This window comes from Rhizobium sp. R339, from assembly GCF_002211395.1.
GTDB lineage: Bacteria > Pseudomonadota > Alphaproteobacteria > Rhizobiales > Rhizobiaceae > Rhizobium.
The window spans coordinates 1-21,323 of sequence record NZ_LOKV01000029.1; the positions used below are offsets into that span (position 1 = coordinate 1).

Genomic DNA, 21,323 nt, shown 5'->3' on the forward strand with positions numbered 1-21,323 from the left:
CTCAATATCCTGATCATTTCGGGTGCCACGATCGCCGGCGCCTTCGACTACCGCGCCCGCGTCGACTTCGTGAAGATCCCGAGCGTCATCAAGCTGCGCAACGGCGAATATACGTCGCTCGCCAGCCACATCGACCTGCACGAAACGCTGAAGATGCGCGAATCCAGCATTCGCCATACCGCCGAGACCTTCCAGCCCGACATCTTCATCGTCGACAAGGAGCCGATGGGGCTGAAGGGCGAGGTCGAGGATACGCTTGCCTATCTGAAGGCCCGCGGCACCGTGCTGGTGCTAGGCCTGCGCGAGATCATGGATGCGCCGCATCTGCTCGAGGCCGAGTGGAAGAAGAACAGCATCATGCAGAAGATCGACCAGTATTACGACAGCGTTTGGGTTTACGGTCCGCCCGACTTCTATGACCCGCTGATCGGTCTCGACGTGCCGGCCAGCCTGCGCCGGAAGATGGATTTCGTCGGCTTCCTTCAGCGCAGCGTCTCCAGGGGCAAGAGCTCGATCAACGCCCGCAAGGATAATTACCTCCTCGTCACCACGGGCGGCGGCGGCGACGGCTCCGATCTCGTCCACGACGTCATGAACGCCTACGAGGCCGACCCGACGCTGACGCAGAAGGCGCTAGTCGTGCTCGGACCCTATATGCCGGCGGCCGAGCGCGCCAAGCTGGTGCAGAAGGGCGAAGCGATCCCCTATATCGAGGTGATCGAGTTCGACAATCACATGGAAGAACTGATCGCCGGTGCCACCGGCGTCGTCGCCATGGGCGGCTACAACACCTATTGCGAGATCCTTTCCTTCGACAAGCCGGCGCTGATCGTACCGCGCGTCAAGCCGCGCGAGGAACAGCTGCTGCGCGCCAAGCGCGCCAGCGAACTCGGCCTCGTCGATATGCTGCTGCCGGAGCAATCGGCCGATCCGACCGTGATGTCCGAGGCGCTGAAGCGTCTGCCCTCCCGCCTGCCGCCGTCGAAGAGCGGCAGCAACATGCATCTCGAGGGGCTGACTCGAATAGCCGGCGCGGTTCATAAGGTGCTTGATGCTCAACGCCGATATCTTTTTGTTTTGAGTTCGGGCGCTACCAGTAAAGTTGATTGAGGAAGGAGCACAAAGAGCATCCGCTCAGCTCAGCTTAAACTCACTTGCCTGGTCACAAACCATGCGGCGTCGGATCTTCGTCGCGCGAATGTTGCAGTTGGCCTGGAGATGGTCTACGTCGGGTGTCCGGATTAAACCAATATCTGCGATGATGAGTATCCATGAAAAAATACGCGCTGTCTGTTAGCCGCTCTGAAAATTTCTCCGCCTGGTATCAGGCTATTGTTCGTGAGGCTGATCTTGCTGAACTTTCGCCGGTTCGCGGATGTATGGTAATTAAACCATGGGGTTACGGGATATGGGAGCTTTTACAGCGCCAGCTGGATGATAGAATAAAAGCTTTTGGTTTTGAGAATTGTTATTTTCCTCTCTTTATCCCCATGAGCTTCTTTGAGAAAGAAGCACAGCACGTGGAGGGATTCGCGAAGGAAATGGCGGTTGTAACGCATCATCGGCTAGCAAACATCGGAGGGAAGCTCCAGATTGATCCTGAGGCCGTGCTCGAAGATCCGCTAATCGTGAGGCCGACGTCCGAGACAATCATTGGTGACTCTTTCCAGAGGTGGATTAAAAGTTATCGCGACTTGCCCGTCCGTATTAACCAATGGGCGAACGTAGTTCGCTGGGAGATGAGGACTCGAATGTTCCTCCGCACCACCGAGTTTTTATGGCAAGAGGGACACTCTGCTCATGAAACCGGCCCTGAAGCTTACGAAAGTACCAAGTTAGCTTTAGGCCTGTATAAAAATTTTGTGGAGGCAGTCCTTGCGATACCCACACTTGCTGGTGAAAAACCTGAGCACGAGCGTTTTCCAGGTGCTGTCAGCACATTATCTGTTGAAGCCATGATGCAGGATGGAAAGGCGCTTCAAGCGGGTACTTCGCATTACTTAGGAACGCATTTCTCTCGGGCTCAGAACGTTCAATTCCAGGGAAGAACAGGTGAACAACATTATTGCCATACGTCGAGCTGGGGCGCATCCACTCGCCTCATAGGCGGGCTCATTATGACGCATGGTGACGATGATGGATTGCGTTGCCCGCCAGCCGTGGCCCCACATCAGGTCGTTCTGGTCCCTATGCTGCGCGGCAAAGCTCAAGACGAAGACATTCTTGAATACTGCAATCTGATTGCAGGCCGTTTGAGAATGGCCAATTATTTCGGCAGTCCAGTTAGAGTGAAAGTCGATACCGGGCTCGAAAACAGCGCTGAAAAAAGGTGGACGTGGATCCGTCGAGGGGCTCCCGTTATTTGCGAGATAGGCTCACGTGATAATTCAGCGAAGACAGTGAGCTTTATCCGCAGAGACAGACTTCGGACGAACGATAGAATAATCATCAACTCAGCCGACATCGAAGATTTCGTCTCGGGCGCTGAGTCTATACTCCGAGATATTCAAGATAATTTGCTTCAGGAGGCCGCAGATAGACTTTACTCTATGACAAGATCTGATATCAAAGACTACACTGGCCTTTCCCAATACTATGGTCAAGGGGGCGATGATGAGCAATTTCATCAAGTGAAAGGCTGGGCGCGATGCTCATGGTCAAAGCCGACTGGAGTAAGACTAACGGCAGTTGAAAATCAGTTGAAAGCGCTCAGGCTAACCATAAGAAATGCACCACTGGATCAGCCTGAGGTTTTCGAACCCTGCGTCTTCACCGGCTTGCCAGGAGTTGAAGAGATCATCATCGGACGGGCCTATTGATGTCAGGATCGTCGCAGGTCGATCAGCACAGGGCAACGAGGCCTGATTGCGGTTTGCCGCGTTCGATGGGCTGTGATGGCATCTCCGCCCTACGTTGGTATCACAGCTTGCAGACGAAGCGTGTGTTTCGGCGTGCAAATTCGGCTCTAACGCGGATCTAGTGTAATTCTCTCATGTCGCGCCAATCAGGCGGGCTTGAAGAAGATCAAGCTGCCCGCGTCCGTACGTCTGGCGCTTTACCAGCTTGAGCTTGGTAATCTGCCCCTCGGTTGTCCATTGGACCATGGTGATACGATCGCTGCTCGGACTGCCTGCATGTCTTTCGCCAAACCATTACCACGGGAGGAAACCATACTGTCGCGGGCGCGCTCGATCCCCGACGCGAATCGGTTTTCCGCCTTGCGCCGGATCATAAGATGGAAGTCGGCGATAATGTCGCGAGCCACCATGAGCAAGAACACCGCTTTCGATTGCGGCGATGGTGACGGTCTCGGATTTCATAGGTTGTCTCTGCTGGTTGTCAAAAGGCGGGCAATCGTTCGGGCGGAAGGAATGCGGTTCAACGCAAGGGGTGTTTTCCTCGCACATTGACCAAGCTCGATTGGCCATTCCGAAAAATGCCGCTCCGACATTGATGGCAAGTACGCGCCAAAAGCGGTCACGGGATGGTTTCAGGGAAACCTAGATTGAGTACGTAGAAACGTCACCTGAACGCATTCGTTGATTGCAATGTAAGTGGCGGAATGTTTTTGATAGCAATCAAACAGCCAGACGAATTTCGTCTGGAGCTGGATTTGGAAAAAATCAATGAACGAACCAATATGCTTCATATCGTACGCGAGCGAGGACTTACAACTCGCCCACGTGTTGTATCGAAGGCTGCGTGAAGCGGGATTGAATGCCTGGATGGACAAGCCCCCTTCTCCGTACAGGCTCGAAGGGCTAAAACCTGGCGAATTATGGGAAGACCGGCTTCGGGAGGTAATCAATAAATCAAAGTACTTTCTGCCCTTGTTTTCGAAAAATTCTGTAAAAAAAGTCGGCTATGTACAATCTGAATTTCGACAAGCGCTTACAAAATTGGCTTTAATTCCGGCTGGACAAACGTATATTTTGCCTGTGCGTACTGAGGATTGCCAAATACCGAAAACCCGCATAGATGGCATTTCGTTCGCTCAGTACCAGTACATTGACTGCTTTAACGCCAATTTTTCTGAACTTGTTACGTATATCTCCTCGTTAGAAGCAATCGTTGCGGAAGCGACTGAATGCCGCGAAGTCAGTGTACATTCCGCGGATGAGTTCTTGAGTTGTATTGGCTCAAATACAAGCATCTCTATACAGCAGAGTTTTTCGCTTTCAGGAATCGAGGTCCCTGATAATCGCCATGTTTACGTCAGGGAAGTGTTCGACGGCGAAGAATTAGTCTTCAGAAATCTAGACAACCTAACAATAAGGGGTGCTGAGGGCATTCGTGTAACCGTTGAGCCTCGATATGCCACCACGATGAATTTTGAAAATTGCCATGGCGTTGTGATTGAAAACATTTCTGCTGGTCATTGGCCTAAGAGCGGCGATTGCGCAGGTGCCGTCATGAGATTCACGCATTGTTCTTCTGTTACCGTTCAAAATTGCAAAATTTTTGGATGTGGAACATACGGGTTTGAAACTGAACACAGTCAATTCATTCGTTTCCAAAACTGCGATATATTTGAATGCTCTTACGGAATATTCAAATCTACAGAGACATCCTCACTGGATATAGTTGAAGTAGATTTCTACGATAACCTATGTTTTGATGCGTTTACTATAGATCGAAGTGATGTTTCGTTTGAAAAATGCAAAGTTCTAAACAATCGGCCTCGCTCCGATAACGCTTCCATGTTCAAAACCTATCGGTCGAAAATATCGTTCACCGCGACTCGTTTAGAAATGGGCGCGTTTACAAGATTGGGCCTTCCAGGCGAACATTCAGGTCTCGAGTTTCTTAATCCAGCGGACGAGAGAACTCAAAGGTAAGAAATAGCCTTTGGTCTATTTAAGAGTTGGTGCCGGAAGATTTGTCCTGTCCGTATCCCGAAATTTGCCGTTTACGGCAAACGGCCGCTTAGAAGGCTCGTTGCCACGTTGTTTAAAGACCGCCTTGGAGGCGCGAAGCGGCCGTCACACAAGCAGACTTTCAATGACAGCTTAGGGCCGACAGCAGACTTCAGCGTAACCGGTGTTGCGTTTCCACATTGTTCGCTGTCGCCTGATCTGTGATCGACGTTCCATGGACAAGCGACAAGGAGTTTCTCCATGGAGTCTACATTGGAGGTTCTCACGACGCAGCGAGGTCGACGTGAGACGCATCGCCATTGGCCTGATGAGGTGAAGGCGCGGATCGTTTCGGAGAGCTTGCGTCCGGGCGTGACGGTGAACGAAGTGGCGGACCGCTACGGGATGAAGGCTAACCGCCTGTCGAGTTGGCGCACGCTGGCGCGGCAGGGCAAGCTGCTTTTGCCGCAGCCGGAAGACGTGGTCGAATTCGCAGCCATGATTGTCGAGCTGCCCGCGCCGATTGACGCGCCGGAGCGGCCATCCACCAAATCAGTCTCCCGCGCGGAGATCGTGGTGGGTCCGGTCACGATCCGTCTTGAGGAAGGTGCTTCGGCTGCCCGGATCGCCGCTATTGCGCGTGCCTTGGCGGCCACGGCATGATCTTTCCATCGAACCGCGTGCGGATCATGGGTAACCGATGTTCCGCTCCCACGTTGTCCTCGCCGCCGTGATCTCTGATCGCCTATCCATGGACGAGCAACGGGAGTTTCTCCATGGAGAGTACTTTGGAGGTTCTCACGACCAGGAAGCCTGGACGTGAGGTTCACCGGCAATGGCCGGACGAGGTCAAGGCGCAGATCGTTTCGGAGAGCCTTAGGCCCGGCGCAATGGTGAATGAGGTCGCAGAGCGGCATGGCTTAAAGCCGAACCATCTGTCCACCTGGCGAACAATGGCCCGGCAGGGCAAGCTGGTGCTGCCCGCACCCGAAGACCCACTGGAGTTCGCAGCGGTGATTGTCGATCCGCCTGCTGTGGAGCCGCATATCAAAGAGGGCCGTCGCCCCGAGATTGTCGTAGGTTCTGTCACGATCCGTATGGAGAAGGGGCGTCTGCCGCGCGAATTGCCGCCGACGCGCGTGCTTGCGCGGTTCAGGCATGATCTTTCCATCGAACCGGGTTCGGATCATGGTGGCAACCAAGCCAGTCGATTTCCGCAAGGGCCACGATGGCCTGGCGGCCCTGGTCAAGAACGAGCTGCACAAAGACCCTTTCACGGGAGCCGTCTTCGTGTTCCGGTCGCGCAAAGCGGACCGACTGAAGCTGATCTACTGGGATGGCAGCGGGCTGGTGATGGCCTATAAGCGGCTGGAAGACCACACGTTCACCTGGCCGGGCATCAAGGATGGTCTGATGACCTTGGGCCATGCTCAGTTCGAGGCGTTGTTTGCAGGCCTCGACTGGCGTCGGGTCCGTTCCGTGGAGGCGAGACCGCCGGACGCCATTGAATAGATGCGGCACGATGACTCGGGCGACAAATTCCAACGACGAAGTGCCGCTGTCTTTGATAGACTTCGAACATGCTGGACGCCGCCGATCTTCCTGACGATGTTGCTGCTCTGAAGGCGATGTTGATCGCGGCGCAAGCGCGTGAAGTTCGCAAGGATGAACGGATCGAGCGACTGGAGAAGTTGGTCGCCGCTTTCAAGCAGGCAGCCTTCGGCCGCAAATCCGAGAAGTCTGATCCGGAGCAATTCGATCTCGCATTGGAGGACCTGGAAACGGCCATTGCGGCCGTCCATGCCGAAGACGAAGCCGATAGCCCCTCTGGGAAGCCGCAACCTAAACCCCGCGCCGCCAATCGCGGTTCTCTGCCCGCGCATCTTCCTCGAATCGAGGAGATCATCGAACCGGCAGGCTTGATCTGCGCCTGTGGCGGCCGCCTGCATTGCATCGGCGAGGACGTCTCCGAGCGGCTCGATGTCATCCCGGCGCAATTTCGCGTCATCGTCACGCGTCGTCCCAAATATGCCTGCCGTACCTGCACCGACGGCGTTGCCCAGGCTCCAGCTCCCGCGCGATTGATCCAGGCTGGATTGCCGACAGAAGCGACCGTCGCCCATGTGCTGGTCTCCAAATATGCCGATCACCTGTCACTTTACCGACAGGCCCAGATCATGAGCCGCCAAGGCGTTGATCTCGACCGTTCGACGCTCGCCGACTGGGTCGGCCGGGCGGCATTTGAACTTCGCCCAGTCTTCGACGCTCTGATCGCCGACCTGAAGCGCTCGACCAAACTGTTCATGGACGAGACGCGTGCGCCAGTCCTCGATCTCGGTTCGCGCAAAACCAAAGCTGGATACTTCTGGGCGCTGGCTCGCGATGACCGACCGTGGGGTGGAGATGCTCCGCCATGCGTCGCCTTCACCTATGCTCCGGGTCGCAGTGGGCAGCATGCCGAGCCGATATTGCAAGGGTTCACAGGCGTCCTTCAGGTGGACGGTTACGCGGGATATAACCGCTTGATCGCCCGGATCGCGTTGGTCCCGACATTCAGCTCGCCTATTGTTGGGCGCATGCACGGCGCAAGTTCGTCGAGATCACCCCCAACGGCTCGGCACCGATTGCGGACGACGGCGTGAAGCGGATCGGCGAACTCTATCGCATCGAAGCAGAACTGCGCGGTCTCGACGCCGACGCTCGCCTCGCTGGGAGGAAAGAACGATCAGCGCCGTTGATCGCAGACATGCGGACTTGGCTGACGCATCATTGTGCCCGCGTGGCTGGCAAGTCGCCTCTCGGCGAAGCGCTCGCCTATATCGCCAAATACTGGGATGGCCTCTGCGTCTTCCTGACCGACGGTCGCATCGAGGTCGACAACGATACCGTCGAGAAACTATCCGGCCTATAGCGCTCAACCGGAAGAATGCTCTTTTCGCCGGACACGATGCCGGAGCCGAGAACTGGGCGACCATCGCCTCGCTCATCGAAACCTGCAAGCTCAACGCTGTCGACCCGCTGGCCTACCTGACCGCGACGCTCACCGCCATCGTGAAGGGCCATAAGCAAAGTCAGATCGAGGGTCTCCTGCCGTGGAATTGTCCCTCAGGCTGATACGTGCCTAGAGGCTCTCCTCGGCCCTTTGCGGACAGACTTGCTCGATGCTAGCCTCAGTCGTCGCAGAGAGGAATCTTCAAACAGCGCTAGGACTAGAATCGTGGAAAATAACCCGCACCTTGAATGGGGGCCATGTTGCCTTTGCGGAGAAGGCATTGAAGCGAGGTCTCCTAATCCTCTTCGTCTTACTGCTGAGACCTCAGAGGGCAAATGGCAGGTTTGGTTTGCGCACGCTGCTTGCTTCAAAGACAAACTGATTGATCCGCCGGACGCGCCAGGTTTTTTCGAACCAGCACATTTCTAAACCGCGTAGCTGGCGCGGACCACCCATGCGTCCTATCGGAAGTCGTGGAAGCTCTCGAAGAATTCTGGTCAATTTTTGACCGGGCCGCCGGTTACCGACCAGATCGCTTTTGCAAAAAATGGTTGTATGGCAGTTTGGGACGGCTACAGCAGATGTTTGAGAGAAAGGCAATTTCATTGGATATAAAGCAACGTATGCGAAAGGTGCTCGAAGCTGAAGCCTCGGCAATCCTTGCAGTAGCAATCGATGAGCATTTTGAGGAGGCCGTCCGCGTCATCCTGGAATGCCAAGGAAAAGTACTCACGACCGGCATCGGCAAGGCCGGGCATATAGCCAACAAGTTTGCGGCGACGTTGTGTTCCACCGGCACGCCCGCTGTTTTTCTTCATCCAGCAGAGGCCGCGCACGGCGATTTGGGAGTCGTAGGTAAGAACGACGTGATGATCGCATTCTCCACCAGTGGAAAATCACGCGAAGTACTAGAGATTATCGAACTTTCCAGCCATCTCGGAGTAGCAAGACACATCGGCGTTACATCTCATCCAGACTCATCCCTTCGGGAATGCTGCGACATTATCATCAATATGGGAGACGTCGAGGAGTCGGGATGTCCGATCGGCATGACGCCCACTTCCAGCATTGCCGTCATGTTGGCGGTCAGCGACGCCGTCGCGATGGCCGTTATGGAAACCAGGGGATTTACTAGAAAACGAGTACGGAGCGCGCCACCATGGCGGTTACCTGGGTCGTCTGGCACGTCTCGACAACCTTTGACGCGATAGCGCGGAGTTGCCGTCTGCCAAAAAGGAAGCGGCAAAAGGCTTCAAAGCTCATTCAAGGTGTAAGCGGGACACCGCTTACACTTAACGGACGGTAAGGCGGGAATTCAGGATGTTTGCGGGCACTATCGGCCACTGGCCGACGCCGTTGCAGAAAAACGGCCGGGAAGCTATCAAAGCACGTCAACAATCTGTGAACCGGAGAAGGTCAGTGGCAAACGGCACCGTGAAATTTTTCAACCAGGACAAGGGCTTCGGCTTCATCGCGCCGGAGAACGGGGGACAGGACGTCTTCGTCCATGTGAGCGCCGTGCAGGGCTCGACGCTGCTACGAGAGGGCCAGTCGGTTTCCTACGACCTTGGCCAGGATCGAAAGACCGGGAAGTCGAAAGCCGAAAACGTCCGGGCGATCTAACCTTCTCCCGAGGACCTTTCCACGTGAAAATTCGTACGGCGACGACGGGCGACGTGAAGGCGATGAGCGAGATGCTTCAAGGGCTCGTCACCGCCGGGAAGCGGACGGCGAGAGCAGACGTTGAATTCGTTCTCGAAAACTACGTCGGCAATCCCGTGGGTATTCGGTGCTCTCTTGCAGAAGACGAACAGGGCGCCCTTCTCGGATTCCAGTCTCTCATCCGTTCCACCGAAGGCAACCGCTACGGCACGCCTGTCGGGTGGGGCATCATAGGAACGCACGTGTCGCCGGACGCCGCGCGGACGGGCGTCGGCACTGCGCTGTTCGCCGCCTCTGGCAAAGCTGCGATCGAGGCAGGGCTGATGAAGATCGAAGCGTTCATCGGAAAGGACAATACGATCGCTCAGTCGTACTACGAACGGATGGGTTTTGAGACCTACCGCCACACCAATACAGCCGTATGCAAAGCCTGGACGTCAGAGGAGAACTAGGGAGGCCAGGCTTCCCTGCTCTGAGCCTCGAACGCCCGCCTCCCGCAGGGCGACCACGCGGCGACATTCTTCTTGGGAGCTCAACTTACCAAAACTTCGGAAAAGCTGCGAAAGCCTCCCCCAAGTTGCGAACGAACGGCCCATCCAGGTCGCTCTCCAGGTGTAAGACCGTATGTCCGTCTTCGCTGCAGACCCTGCGAGGGGTCGATCTGATCGTCGCCGTGACATTCGCCACGGAGGTCGGCGACGTGAGCCGATTTGAGAGCCCTCGCCAACTGATGGGCTATCTCGGCCTGGTCCCTGGTGAGCGATCAACGGGTGAGACAGACGGGGTAGGATCACCAAGGCCGGCAACGGTCGGGTTCGGCACATGCTGGTCGAGAGCGCCTGGACTTATCGGCATCCGCCAAAAGTCGGCGCGAGAAAGCTCTACATCATGAAGCAAGCCCCATCGGAAGTTCGAGAAATTGCATGGAAGGCTCCGAGCCGGCTGACATCTCGATATCGAATGCTCGCCACTCGAGGAAAGCGAACGACGGTGGTTTGCACCGCCATTGCCCGCGAGCTGACCGGCTTCATGTGGGCGGTTGCAAGGGAGGCGCAGGCGATCAAATCATAAGTCGCCGAAGCGAACTTGCACCTCGCGCATGGGCGGAGGCGGGACAACGGCAGGGGAACACCCGTCAGACGCTTTGTGGCCGGCAATTGACCGACGCCCGCAGTAAGATCGGAACAGCCCCGGACGCACAATCGGGAATGCGGTAGCCAACCCGCGCATCAGAGCTTGATCACCGACGTCCTTCAGTTCCGCCTCCACCCATACGCGATCATCATCATGAACAGCGTTCGTTTGGACGGCCGGTTTCTCGCGCCCAAAGCATTGACAACGGACATCAGAGCGGTGTTTTCCTCCCATATTGACCAAGCGGTAGGCCGTTCCGAAAGCTACCGCTGCGGCATTGATGGCAGGAATGCGCCACTTGCGTACATTTCGCAAAACATGACTATTCCTGCCATGACAAAGGGCACACTACGATTCTTCTTTGATTTTGGGGCCGGCGGCTGTTTGTGGGCGGGTGATGAAGCTACCCGATCCAAATTCGGCGTCGGACCGCTTGATGCCGCCATTTATGACCTCCAAGGGCACGTTGTAGTGCCTCCGCGAATTTCATTGCCAAGCAACGTTCACTCGCTCATCAGCCGTCTCGACCAAGAATATCTTAGCTACCTCAATCCATTGTATCCACCTGATCCAAGCCTTTGGCACAAGCCAAGTGCGAGCGCTTCAATAGCGATGTGGACCAGCTTTTGGTTTTGCTCCAGGTCGAGTTGGGCACCAAATTCGCGATTATCGATCAGCAGAAACGCCATGCAGAGGACCCGGCTCTCGGCGAATTCCTCGCAGCGAATCCCAATCAGAAGCCAATGCCCTAGAAATAGTTCGGATGGCCGCAATGGGCCGATAGCAGACTTTAGCCGTCTGTTCGCCCCGAGTAATTCCATGGCATTAGCGCGCCTATTTGACCGCCACGCTCCCCGCCATCATCAACGGCCACAGGCAGTCCCGCATCGATAAGCTTTTACCGTGGAATTATCCGGGCATGGCAAGCAATTTCCACACGTAGTAGCTCCCCCTTTGCGTCCGACCGCCTCTTTCGGAAGGATGGTTCGTGAAGTAAAACACTTCAATGAAAAACGAACTTGTCCACGAAATCTGGCTCGATCCCGAGCCAGACGGTCAACTGCTCCCCGGCCTTTGTCTTGCTGGCCCAATGGGAGACGGCTTCAGAGCGCTCCTTAATAAGGGGGCCGTTAAGGCTGGCGAGATAACTGGGCATAGCCATTTCGATGTCATGACGAAATACTGGAAGCTTCAGGGCTGGGGCGAGTACCAGACGGAGCACCGGCAGGATCACGAGCCATATCCTGACGAATGGGTTCTCACCCAACGCCCCTCTATCGACAGCATGTGAATTTGCGGCGTGACCGCGATCAACGCACACTCGCCTTGGGTCCGGCCGATCTTCAAAACGAACCCCGTCTTGGTGGTCATGTGTGATTGGCACACTGCTTACGATCTAATCATTACAATCCCCTACGAAATAAGGGATTTGCTATTCCTATTGAAATAAGTAGGTAATGCCCGCGACTTAATGAGGAGGTAGCAGGTTCAACTCCCATCAAGACCTTTGGACCGTCCGGTAATTGCTCGGAACGCTGTCCGGATCTTGATTGGAGTCCCGCCCGGATCTCGGCTCTTCGTTTGGTCTACTTTTTAGAGATGTACGTAATCACATATGGCTTGGTGTTGCCGAAGAGATTGAGTTCATAATTGTCGGTTAGACTCACCATGGCCCGGTAACGATCATTGTCGGAGAGTGCCTCCTGCGCGCAGATGTTCTTGACATTGTTGGCGTATTTGACCGCGGAATTCACCAGGAGCAATTTCGGATGCGCCGTGTTGTCCATGGACGCGTTGGGAAGCTGTACTCCAAACACCGTCACGATGTGAGACTGCGGTTTGTAGTCCGAGGATTCGATCCGCGTGAACGACATCATTACCGGCGTCGACACCAACGCAGCTGACAGCACATCGCCCAGGCCTTCGGGATTTGATATCGCCGTCTTTTGCGCAACGAACTGCATGGCCGGATCGAGGTCCTTGAACGACTCGACACTGACCGTGAGAACGTCATTGCTGACAGTTTCGACTGCGACCTTCCAATCCTCTCTGGTTGCCACCGGGTGATTGTTCGCCGCGGCACTGTCCGTAAGTGCCTTTCGAAGGCGCCGTTCGAGCTCGCGGAGTTCGGTCGGGGTCGTCGCCGCGAAAGGTGAACTTGGGTGGAAGGCCATCGCCAGACCCATCGAATAGGACTGGCAGGTGTTGGAAAACTCCTGCGGGCTGGGGTTCAGCACAAGGTCTACCGGATCGGCGCGCGCGGTTGACGCCGCAAACCCGATCAACAACACTGCCGCGACCCATCTGGTGACACGATTCATGGCAACACGCATATCCCGCTCCGTCGTTAGAGTTGACCACAGCTGCGTTCGGTCACGCGTGGTCCTTCGGCGTCACCGACCGGATTTTCTGTTGCCTCGCCATCGTCGATGACCAGGATTTCGGCCCGTCGGGACACGGTCGCGATGGGATTGCCATCCCGTGCCAGCGGGTCATCTTCTCCAAGCCCCTCCGCTTTGCTGATACGGCGCGCTGGAACTCCTGCCGCTACCAGAGCGGCAGCTGCGGCATCCGCCCTGCGCTGGGACAATAGCCTGTTTTCGGCGATCGACCCGCTCCTGTCGGTATAGGCAGTGATTTCGACCCGCCTGTTTGCCGCCGCCTCGGCGCAGACTCTGACGTCTTCGAGTTGGTCGTGATAATGCGCGGCGACCTCATCCTTCCCGACACCGAAGAAGACAATGATAGTAACCAGAACGTTGGATGATGAAGCCAGCGCCGGGGATGGCACCAACGCGAGCGCTATCAGGAAAAAGGTTTGGCGGCAGAGTTCCCTCATGGATCGATGCCCCATCGTTCGAGGACCTCACGCTTGTACGAAACGAGGACCTTGTCGTTCGTCAGGAAGAATGGCAGGCCGTACCGGATGTTTGAAACCGGCTGAATGCTGGCGGCCTCGCCCAGTTTCACCTTTACCCACGGCACGCTCGCCTTATCGCCGACCACCAGAATCCGCTCGAGGCGCGGATCGACCGCGATCCCGGCCATGCCGTATCGAAGGGAAGCATGCGGGAAAAGGGATGTTTTCAGGTTGCCGACCATCGCGACGTTCGGCATTGGGCAGTCCTTGCAGTCGACTTTCCGCAAGGTCCCGTTCTTCATTTCCAGCAAAGCATATGCCTGAACGGGTCTTATCGGATTGTCTGCCGAAGGGGACATTACCAGGAGGCGTGACCCGAAGGTAAGCACCCTTGTCTTGTCGCCAGCGATTTCAGCGACTGTCACAGCCGTACCGATTTCAGTGCTGTCCGCCGATGCCGCAGCCCAATCGGTTCCCCTGGAATAGACCAGGACCGGCGAGCCCTGAGCCTCGCCAAGCAGCGCCCTCGGTTCGGCGTTTGGAGGCAAATGATAGCCGACTGCCTGGCTATCCCGTCTGACGGGAAGTGTCACGACACGCACGGTGAACGATCCGTCTGGCTGCTTTTCACTGAAAAGCAGGGCCTTTGGCCTTCTGTAGGTTGCCGAAGGCGAGGGATTTTCCCATAGCGCGGCCAGGGTGGCCCCGGCGCTCACCCCAGCGAATTGCGCAAGCTCATCGGAGGTACAGATGCCTGTGAAAGTTCCTGTCTCGCCGTCGGGTCCGATGAGCGGACAGGTACCTGGCAGGGATGTAGATGGATCCACGACTACAAAGCGTGTGGGTTCGCCGTCTTCGTTCTCTTCGAGAACCTGCAGGTTCATCCGCTGGGAAGCGGAATCGATCAGATATGTCAACCGCGTACCCACCTCGGCCTGAGGCAGCGATACCGGTTTGAATGCACTGTCATCCGGCAGACTGCTCTCGCGGCCAAGCGGCACGATCTCGTTGCCACTAGCCCTCAAGGCCCAGATGCGGCCGCTCGGGTCGAGCTGGAAGTCAAAATAGTCGCTGGAGTTAACCAACGCGGAGCGCCCGGACATCTGACCGGATCGTAGGACCGCATCAGCTCCGTCGGCGGCACCGGATGGTCTGGCCTCATCACGGACAATTGCCTCCATAACCAGGGATCCCAGAACTCCGCCATGGACGATCCTGACAACGGGAAAGACTGTAGCCGGTGCAGCCGGATCGTTGCCATCGGAATCCGATTTGAACGTCACATCGACGACACGAAATCGCGTCGCAGGCTCTGCCTGAACGCCCTTCGCCTCGCCGCATATCGCGCGCGCACTGTGTTCATTCCCCAGACCCGGATCGATTTCTGCCAGTTCGGTCTCAAAGATCTCCGCGGCATCGGAAGGCCGCACGATGACAAGGCGGGTCGGGGTCTCGTCCGCGTCGGCCCGGACGGCGATCGAGGTGCCGTCGGCGTTCGCCCAGAGGATTTTCGATCGCCGAGCGCTGGCAACGTTCAGGAATCGGTCTTCAAGCCCCTCCAGGGGTTTGAGTGCTACAGCTTCCTGACCTCCTGCCGGTGCAGCAACCGGGAGCTCGCTGGCAGCCAGACAAGACGGACCGATACCAAGCACGTGCACTGCAGTCTCGCTGCGCTCCGCAATCAACAAATCATCCATGGCATCGTTCGTGCCACAGGAAAGCTTCGTTGAAACAAACGCATTCTTATCGTCGGCCCGGCTTCGAATGAGGCTCCATTTGTATGGACCTTGCGCCCTGTCGCTTGTTCCCAGCGCGAAAACACGCCCCGTCGGGTCGGCGCGCAGCACTGCGCTTTTTGCTTCGACCGCCTTCGAAAGGGCGACTGCCGCCTCGATCGCATCGACCCTTGTGCTCGTGATCAGTTGATGACGGTAAACCTCGAATTGGGGTATATCGCCTGAAACCTCGCTCGAAAGATAGGCGACCGCGGACGGTAGCTGTCCGTGTCTGCGAGAAATCGTCAATTGCGTCAGTTCGCGTTCGACGCCCTTGACGGGAGAGTCAATTCCACTGAGCACGAGCGAAGAACGCGGTTTCTCAGCGCTGGACGTGCTGTCACGGACAAGAGACGCGACTTGTTCGCCGCCGAGCAAGGCAGCTTCAATGTGACAGGATCGATCGGGTAGAACAATGTTCGTTGCCGAGCCCGCTTCGATGAAGTCCGAGACCCTCCGTACGTCGAATTCCTCCCCGCGTGAATGGACGATCAACTCGGCTTCCGACGCTCCTGGATCACGGTCGAATGGAACGAGGGTCCAGGTGCTGGGCGTTGGAACACTGATTCTGGCCTCTGTCCAGTTGCGGTTGATGACAATCGGACCAAAGGGATTGACCGTCGTAGTCTCGCCACCCACGACGCTAGCCTCAAGTGGGATGCCAACGGTTTCGACCGGGATACGTCGGAGCGTCTCTTTCAACGTGGAAACCGCATCGTCAATCTTGTCCTCCGTCCCCATCCTTCCCAGGATCTGGGCGAGCCGGAGCGAATAGTCGACGGTCAGCTTGCGGGCGTCATCCGCGCCATTATCAAAAGCAGAGCGTTCCAGCCTTTGAGACAGGCGATCGAGAGCAAGCCTTAGCGAAGCCACCGCTTCGACAGCGCCTCGGGTGGAGTTGCCTGCGGTTTCACGCCAACTTATTTCAGCGAGTGCGGCATAGTTTTTTGCAGCTCCCTCGAAAACCGAGGTCTCGGTGCTGCCGGCTTTGATCAGTTTCTCATAGTTGCCCACCGTTTCGTTGCTGGTAGCGCGCGCCTGAGCATATTGCCCGGTGTCGATGAAGGTCTGGGCGAGGGCGGTCTTGATCTCATTGTTCTCGCCATCGTATTGCAGCGCTGCCTGAAGAATCTTCTGGCGTTCCTGCGAGCTTGATCCGGCGCCCGGTCCATGAAAGAGCACGGCCTGTTTGAACAGGGCTTCGGCGAAGCATGATTTGACGTGGTTGGCGGACTGTCTGAGATTCCTGTTCTGAATCTGCTCGTCCATGAGCTCCGCGTAGGTGTAAGGTTTAGAAGAGAGAGCTTTTCTCAGCAACTGGGCGCGCGGAGCGCTGTCTATCGAAATCGACAAGGTGTATGCGCCAGCACTGCAGGTCTTGGGCTCGCCCTGACAGCCAAGGCGCAGGATCGATTGGCTGTCGCCGATCATTGCCTTTATCGCGATCGAGTCCCGCGGCTGCTCTTTACGGGGCAGGTCGGCATCCTGAAGCGTTTCGACCTTGTTGACCTCGGATAGACGGCGTTCGTTTTGAGGTGCGGTTGTGTCGCCGGCTTTGACCGACCAATATCTGAGAGGCTGGGTGTTCGCTTTTACGAAATTGTTTCGGACCTTTTTCTCATACCAACACGAAATGCCCATGAAACCGCATTTGCGGTCCTCATAGATCTCCCGATTTATGTTAACCGCACCGTCCACCTTCAAGGCGACGGTTTCCCCTGCGTGAATGCTGGGGATGTTCGTTAATGCCTGGGCATTGTCCCAAATCACCTCTACGCCTGCGTCGTATTGGATCGGGCTGGCGACAAGATTCTCGCAACGCTCCTTCTCTTGTGCGACTGCCACGGTAGCCGTGACCGTCAAACAACCGAGCGACAGGACAGCCGATAGCAAAAGCCGACTGCGCCGGCTTACTCGGGCGGGAACCGTCGAATAGCGACGACAGATCATTGTCAGCTCCTTCGGTTCTTTATGGCTTCGCAGAGGCTGAAGGTATTCATCGCACCCGGATCGGCAGGCCCCTGTCCGCTTCGCTGCTCATTGAGAATGGCGAGCGCGGTCATGTACTCCTTGCCAAAGCGCGTCCTGATAATCTGGTCCAGCTCGCGCTCGGCGCGCTGTGGATCGTTCGACGATCCTGGAAGAAGATGCGATGGCAGGCAGCTACGAAGGAGCTGGCGCGCTTCCGTGCGAACAGACCTCCGCGCTTCGGCTGTTGGAATTTTATCGACGCAAAGGCGCTCGGCAAAACTCAAGCCGGCAATGTCGATGGAGGGGTTACAGCTCAGGTCAGTCGCACTTTCTGGCTGGTTCGCCCAGGCCGCCCTGGCGGCCGCATAGTCGTCCGACGTTCCAATCAGGCGGAGCAGTGCATCGGGCACGGGCACCTCGAGGAGGTCTGAGCGGGCCAAGCCGTGCATCGGGATCACGGCTCGGCGGCCAGGATCCTCGCCCCCCGCGCTACCGCGTTGCGAGACAAATGCCTGCTCCATCTCGAAAGTGGACGGCAGGTGATAGGAATAGGCCACCCGCATCAAAATTCCACTCTGAAGGCGGCCGTTGTCGGCGAACTCGCTTCGTCCGATTGCCGTTTCGAGGCCACGCATCGGTTGCGACCAGGACAGGGAGAGGGTCCACGTGGTGAATAGCGCGTACCCTTCGAAATTCCGGCGTGACGGATTGGCCGTCGCGCCCCATCGCACCGCGAGTGCTTCGAGATCCCACGGATTGGGCCAGTCGAAAGTCGCTGTCTCGGCCGGTTCGAGCGCATCGCGCGCATAGGTGCGCGGCGTTCGCACAAATCCGATCCCGGGGTGTCGCAGGATTGCCTGATCAAGCAGCAAGGGATCTCCTTGCTCGGTGTATCCGCCGAGCCGAGCGTCGACGACCCGGACATTGAGACGATCGCCCGGGACGATCCCGCCACCGACATCGAACGAGAGCTGTGTTGTGAATTTGGGGAGTGAACCGCGATCAGCCGCGTTCTTTCCGGCCCGGAGCCAGTTTCTCAGGCGTTGGCATTCGGCTTCGATCATCAGATCACAAACGTCGATGAGTGGCGTTTGCTGTACCTGTGCCAGCCGGCTTCGGCCGGGCAGGCATCCTATCCGCGCACAAACGTCGGTCGCCAACCGAAGCATCTGACGCCAGTGCGTCGTAATCCGATCGATATCGGTTCTGGCACGCTCCTCATCTCGGTCAAGCCACTGGTAGAGATGAATGTCCGTATCCAGCGCCAGCCGCAGGTTCTGCGGATCTGTCTCGACAAGCGTGCGAATCGTATCTCTGATCGTTCCGCCATAGGGACCCCAAAGCGAGATCGAACGCTCCAGAAGGTCGTATTCCTCGCGTAACCGCTCGGCCAGGTAGAAAACCAGAGGTTGGCGTCGGGCGATAAGCTGAAGCCCTTTTAGCTGCTGGTCACCGGCGGTTTGCGTGGCGCGGCTCAACGCGTCATACTGCGCAAGGAATGCGGCGCGTTTTGCATCCGAGACTTCGCCTTCGAGCTTGGACCGTTCCAGGGCAATGCGCGCTGCGTCTATCGTCGCAAGCAACTGCAGTTCCTGCTGCAACAGGCGATTGGACTCGTTCGTCAGATCCTCGATCTGCCGTGCGAGATCCTTTGTCTGCTGTATTCCGGACCAGACACTGAGCGCCAGCCGCGCTGCAGTGCCGTATCCCGGGAAAGCCATCTCCGCGGCTTGCAACATCATCTGCTCTTCCGGCGAACTTGGCTGATTGGACGTCGGCGCTGGTTGTCTGCGCGAAGGCGTCCCCCCTTGTTCGCTTTCCGGATGTCTTACCGCCGCCTCGCGAGCTTCGCTCAGTTCGCGGCTCGCCCGCGCTCCGACCTGCAGATCAACCATCTCGGCCACCGCGCCACCGGTTTCACAGCCTGCCGATGCCTCTGTCTTCTTGATGATGCTGTCCCAAAGGGCAACCTTGCCGTCGATCGACTTCGAAAACTCCTCGGCCTTTGCTTCGATGACGTCGAAGGGAAGCTCACCAAGGACCTTGTCTTTGATGAGAGTGTTCAAGGAGAGGCGTTCGATGGTGGTCTCAAGCTCCCCCTGGATGCGGTTCGCCTCGAGTTCAAATCCGCGAAGTCGCGTAATGGCATTTTTGATCTGCTGCCAGCGGCCTATAACATAGACCTGTTCATCCACGAGGAGAATAATCTGGTCGAGCCGCACTTCGAGCCGCGGAACGGCGAGCACACGGATCTTGTCGATCAGTTCTTCTTCGGTCGCTATGCCCACCCGTCGGCGCAGTTCCGTCAAAAGACGCTCCCGGTGAGGTTGGGAAATCTGCTCGATCATGGTCCGGGGCCACAATCTCAACGCCGCTTCGGCGAGCTCCCGCTTGGCGCGATTTGCCGTCGAATTCTCAATGCCCACAGGATAACTACGATCGAGGAGTTCGATCATCCATGCAGTCCTGCGAGCAGGCGACACCTCGACCAGAATCGACCGGGCATATTGCTTCGCCTGCCCGGAAAAATCAGGAAGACGGCCAATCTGGTCGGTGACGACGGATCGCACTTTCTCGCTCACTGCTCCGGGTTGGCGTGCTCGTTCCACGAGCGCCCGAACCGGTTTGGTCTTCTCGACGAATGTGCAAACATCGGCCCGCAGGGACGCGGCTGCGTCCTCGTCGAGATGCTCCAGCACCTGGGAACCCAGGAGGATGAGGTTGTCGCTCGTCGGTTCACGTACAAGGCGCTTGATATCCTCGAAACGTTGCCGGTACTCATTGAAGCGTGTCTTGGCGTCCTCGACAGTCTTGATCTTGTCCTTGACCTCACCATGGATGCGCTGGACCTCGCGGGCATATTCTGCAGCGCCTTCACCAAGGGCGCCGAATGTCGACAGGATCTCTTTGTCATTCAGGATGGTCTGTGCCTTGGCCCCGACATACTGCTTGAAGCGGTCCTCGAGGGACCCTTGGGACGTGATGAGGTTCAATTCCTCCGGGACGCCGAAATAGCTCGCCGCCGCCGAGGTGATTTGCTTGCTCATGCTCGCAGTGATGCTGTCGATCTGGGACGAAAGCTCTCCCTGCCGAGCCTCGATCTCCTTCTGCCGGGCCTGGACGAGCTCGATCTGTCCTGCGGCCGCACTGACCTGGCGTTCTGCCTCGCCTTTTAGCAACTGCACCTTGTCCGCATCCGGAAGGGTAGCTCTCAATCGACCTTCCGCAGCGGCTGCATCGGCCGCCAGCTCGAGGTTCTTGAGCGATTTGTCGTCAATGCGGGCTTCGAAGTTGGCGATTTCCCCTGACAGGACCTCAAGCTGGGCAAGAAGGTCGCGCATCGTTGCAAGGTGAATTGCGGGTATGGACGGTTTTCCTGCGACGGTCGATCCGCGAAAATCATCTCCAATGCTCAACAGGTAGGTTCGGTATTCGATATCCTTGTCCAACAGCAGACGGCGTTGTTGCAGGTCCGCCGGCAACGCCACGTCGTCGAGCTGGCGCAGCGCAAGAAATGCGTCGAGATATCTAACAAAGGCGCCCACGCGATAGGCTTCGTCCGGCCGCAGGAACCCGCCCCTGAACACGGCCTCGCGCAGGCGAGCACAATTTGCATTGAAGGCGACTGCGGCAGGCGTGGAGTAGCCTTGCGTACGATCGCAGTTCAGCTCGACATCGTTCCTTGCGCGCCGCAAGATAAAGCGCTCGTCGCCCGAGGTTTTGTCATGGTAGGCTAGCTCCAGCGAAACCCGGGCATATTCGTCTTTCGGCTGAGCGATCATTGCGGAGCTAAGCACCATCGCTGTTGCACTGCATGTACGAACTGAAAACCGACAGGCCCATTTCCGCGACATGGACGCCCTCCCCGACCAATACTTCAACGTTGCCGCAACTAGTATTCACGCGAATATGCAAAAGCTTACCTGTTGCCCGCTCACACATGAACGGAGGCAACGGACTATCAAAACTCATATGTCGACAAATTCCCCTGAGGGAAGACTATAATCTACTTTCGGTAGAAGGCAACAATGATATTAAGGGCGAGCCCCGTAGTTAAAATAGTAGGATATTGC

General features: G+C 56.9%; 13 protein-coding genes and 4 pseudogenes. 11 read left to right on the forward strand and 6 right to left on the reverse strand.

The features are described from left to right. Window positions 1–1,110 (forward strand): glycosyltransferase (locus ATY76_RS31840; protein WP_088678624.1); only part of this gene is annotated, 1,110 nt, incomplete at its 5' end. A gap of 161 nt (window positions 1,111–1,271) precedes the next feature. Beyond that, on the forward strand, window positions 1,272–2,819 hold the full coding sequence (locus tag ATY76_RS31845) for an aminoacyl--tRNA ligase-related protein (protein WP_088678625.1): 1,548 nt from the start codon (window positions 1,272–1,274) through the stop codon (window positions 2,817–2,819). 171 nt (window positions 2,820–2,990) lie between these two features. Here ATY76_RS31845 and ATY76_RS34400 read toward each other — a convergent pair. Continuing rightward, window positions 2,991–3,154, reverse strand: a pseudogene (locus ATY76_RS34400) (ISL3 family transposase); the annotation flags it as partial. 472 nt (window positions 3,155–3,626) lie between these two features. On the opposite strand from ATY76_RS34400, the gene ATY76_RS31855 reads away from it, so the two are divergent. From ATY76_RS31855 to ATY76_RS31890, 9 genes and pseudogenes are all read left to right on the forward strand, one after another. Further along, the gene (locus tag ATY76_RS31855) at window positions 3,627–4,838 is read left to right on the forward strand and encodes a TIR domain-containing protein (protein WP_088678626.1); all 1,212 of its coding nucleotides are present in this window, start codon (window positions 3,627–3,629) and stop codon (window positions 4,836–4,838) included. 279 nt (window positions 4,839–5,117) lie between these two features. Then, the gene (locus ATY76_RS31860) at window positions 5,118–5,519 is read left to right on the forward strand and encodes a transposase (protein WP_088678627.1); all 402 of its coding nucleotides are present in this window, start codon (window positions 5,118–5,120) and stop codon (window positions 5,517–5,519) included. Between the two features lie 113 nt (window positions 5,520–5,632). Further along, window positions 5,633–5,845, forward strand: a pseudogene (locus tag ATY76_RS34405) (transposase); the annotation flags it as partial. A 169-nt stretch (window positions 5,846–6,014) separates the two neighbouring features. After that, on the forward strand, window positions 6,015–6,368 hold the full coding sequence (gene tnpB / locus ATY76_RS33500; protein ID WP_141105069.1) for an IS66 family insertion sequence element accessory protein TnpB: 354 nt from the start codon (window positions 6,015–6,017) through the stop codon (window positions 6,366–6,368). 68 nt (window positions 6,369–6,436) lie between these two features. Further along, a pseudogene (locus ATY76_RS31870) lies at window positions 6,437–7,970 on the forward strand (IS66 family transposase). Between the two features lie 351 nt (window positions 7,971–8,321). After that, window positions 8,322–9,059 carry an SIS domain-containing protein gene (locus tag ATY76_RS31875; protein WP_210199525.1) on the forward strand — a complete coding sequence of 246 codons (738 nt, stop codon included), beginning with the start codon at window positions 8,322–8,324 and terminating at the stop codon, window positions 9,057–9,059. Between the two features lie 208 nt (window positions 9,060–9,267). Continuing rightward, a complete protein-coding gene (locus ATY76_RS31880) occupies window positions 9,268–9,471 on the forward strand; it encodes a cold-shock protein (RefSeq protein WP_088678628.1) in 204 nt (67 codons plus the stop codon). Window positions 9,472–9,494: 23 nt separating this feature from the next. Next, complete coding sequence (locus tag ATY76_RS31885; protein WP_245310210.1) at window positions 9,495–9,962, forward strand: GNAT family N-acetyltransferase; 468 nt, start codon at window positions 9,495–9,497, stop codon at window positions 9,960–9,962. 182 nt (window positions 9,963–10,144) lie between these two features. Continuing rightward, window positions 10,145–10,581: pseudogene (locus ATY76_RS31890) on the forward strand (transposase); the annotation flags it as partial. 1,066 nt (window positions 10,582–11,647) lie between these two features. On the opposite strand, the gene ATY76_RS33900 reads toward ATY76_RS31890, so the two are convergent. From ATY76_RS33900 to ATY76_RS31915, 5 genes are all read right to left on the reverse strand, one after another. Beyond that, a complete protein-coding gene (locus ATY76_RS33900; RefSeq protein ID WP_190233780.1) occupies window positions 11,648–11,878 on the reverse strand; it encodes a hypothetical protein in 231 nt (76 codons plus the stop codon). A 352-nt stretch (window positions 11,879–12,230) separates the two neighbouring features. Next, window positions 12,231–12,977, reverse strand: a complete 747-nt coding sequence (locus tag ATY76_RS31900) for a hypothetical protein (RefSeq protein WP_088678630.1) — start codon at window positions 12,975–12,977, stop codon at window positions 12,231–12,233. A 14-nt stretch (window positions 12,978–12,991) separates the two neighbouring features. Then, complete coding sequence (locus ATY76_RS31905) at window positions 12,992–13,483, reverse strand: OmpA family protein (protein ID WP_210199526.1); 492 nt, start codon at window positions 13,481–13,483, stop codon at window positions 12,992–12,994. Beyond that, a complete protein-coding gene (locus tag ATY76_RS31910; RefSeq protein WP_141105070.1) occupies window positions 13,480–17,124 on the reverse strand; it encodes a tetratricopeptide repeat protein in 3,645 nt (1,214 codons plus the stop codon). Before ATY76_RS31910 ends, ATY76_RS31905 begins: the two co-directional genes overlap by 4 nt. A gap of 107 nt (window positions 17,125–17,231) precedes the next feature. Then, a complete protein-coding gene (locus tag ATY76_RS31915; RefSeq protein WP_141105071.1) occupies window positions 17,232–21,104 on the reverse strand; it encodes a hypothetical protein in 3,873 nt (1,290 codons plus the stop codon). Window positions 21,105–21,323 lie beyond the last annotated feature (219 nt).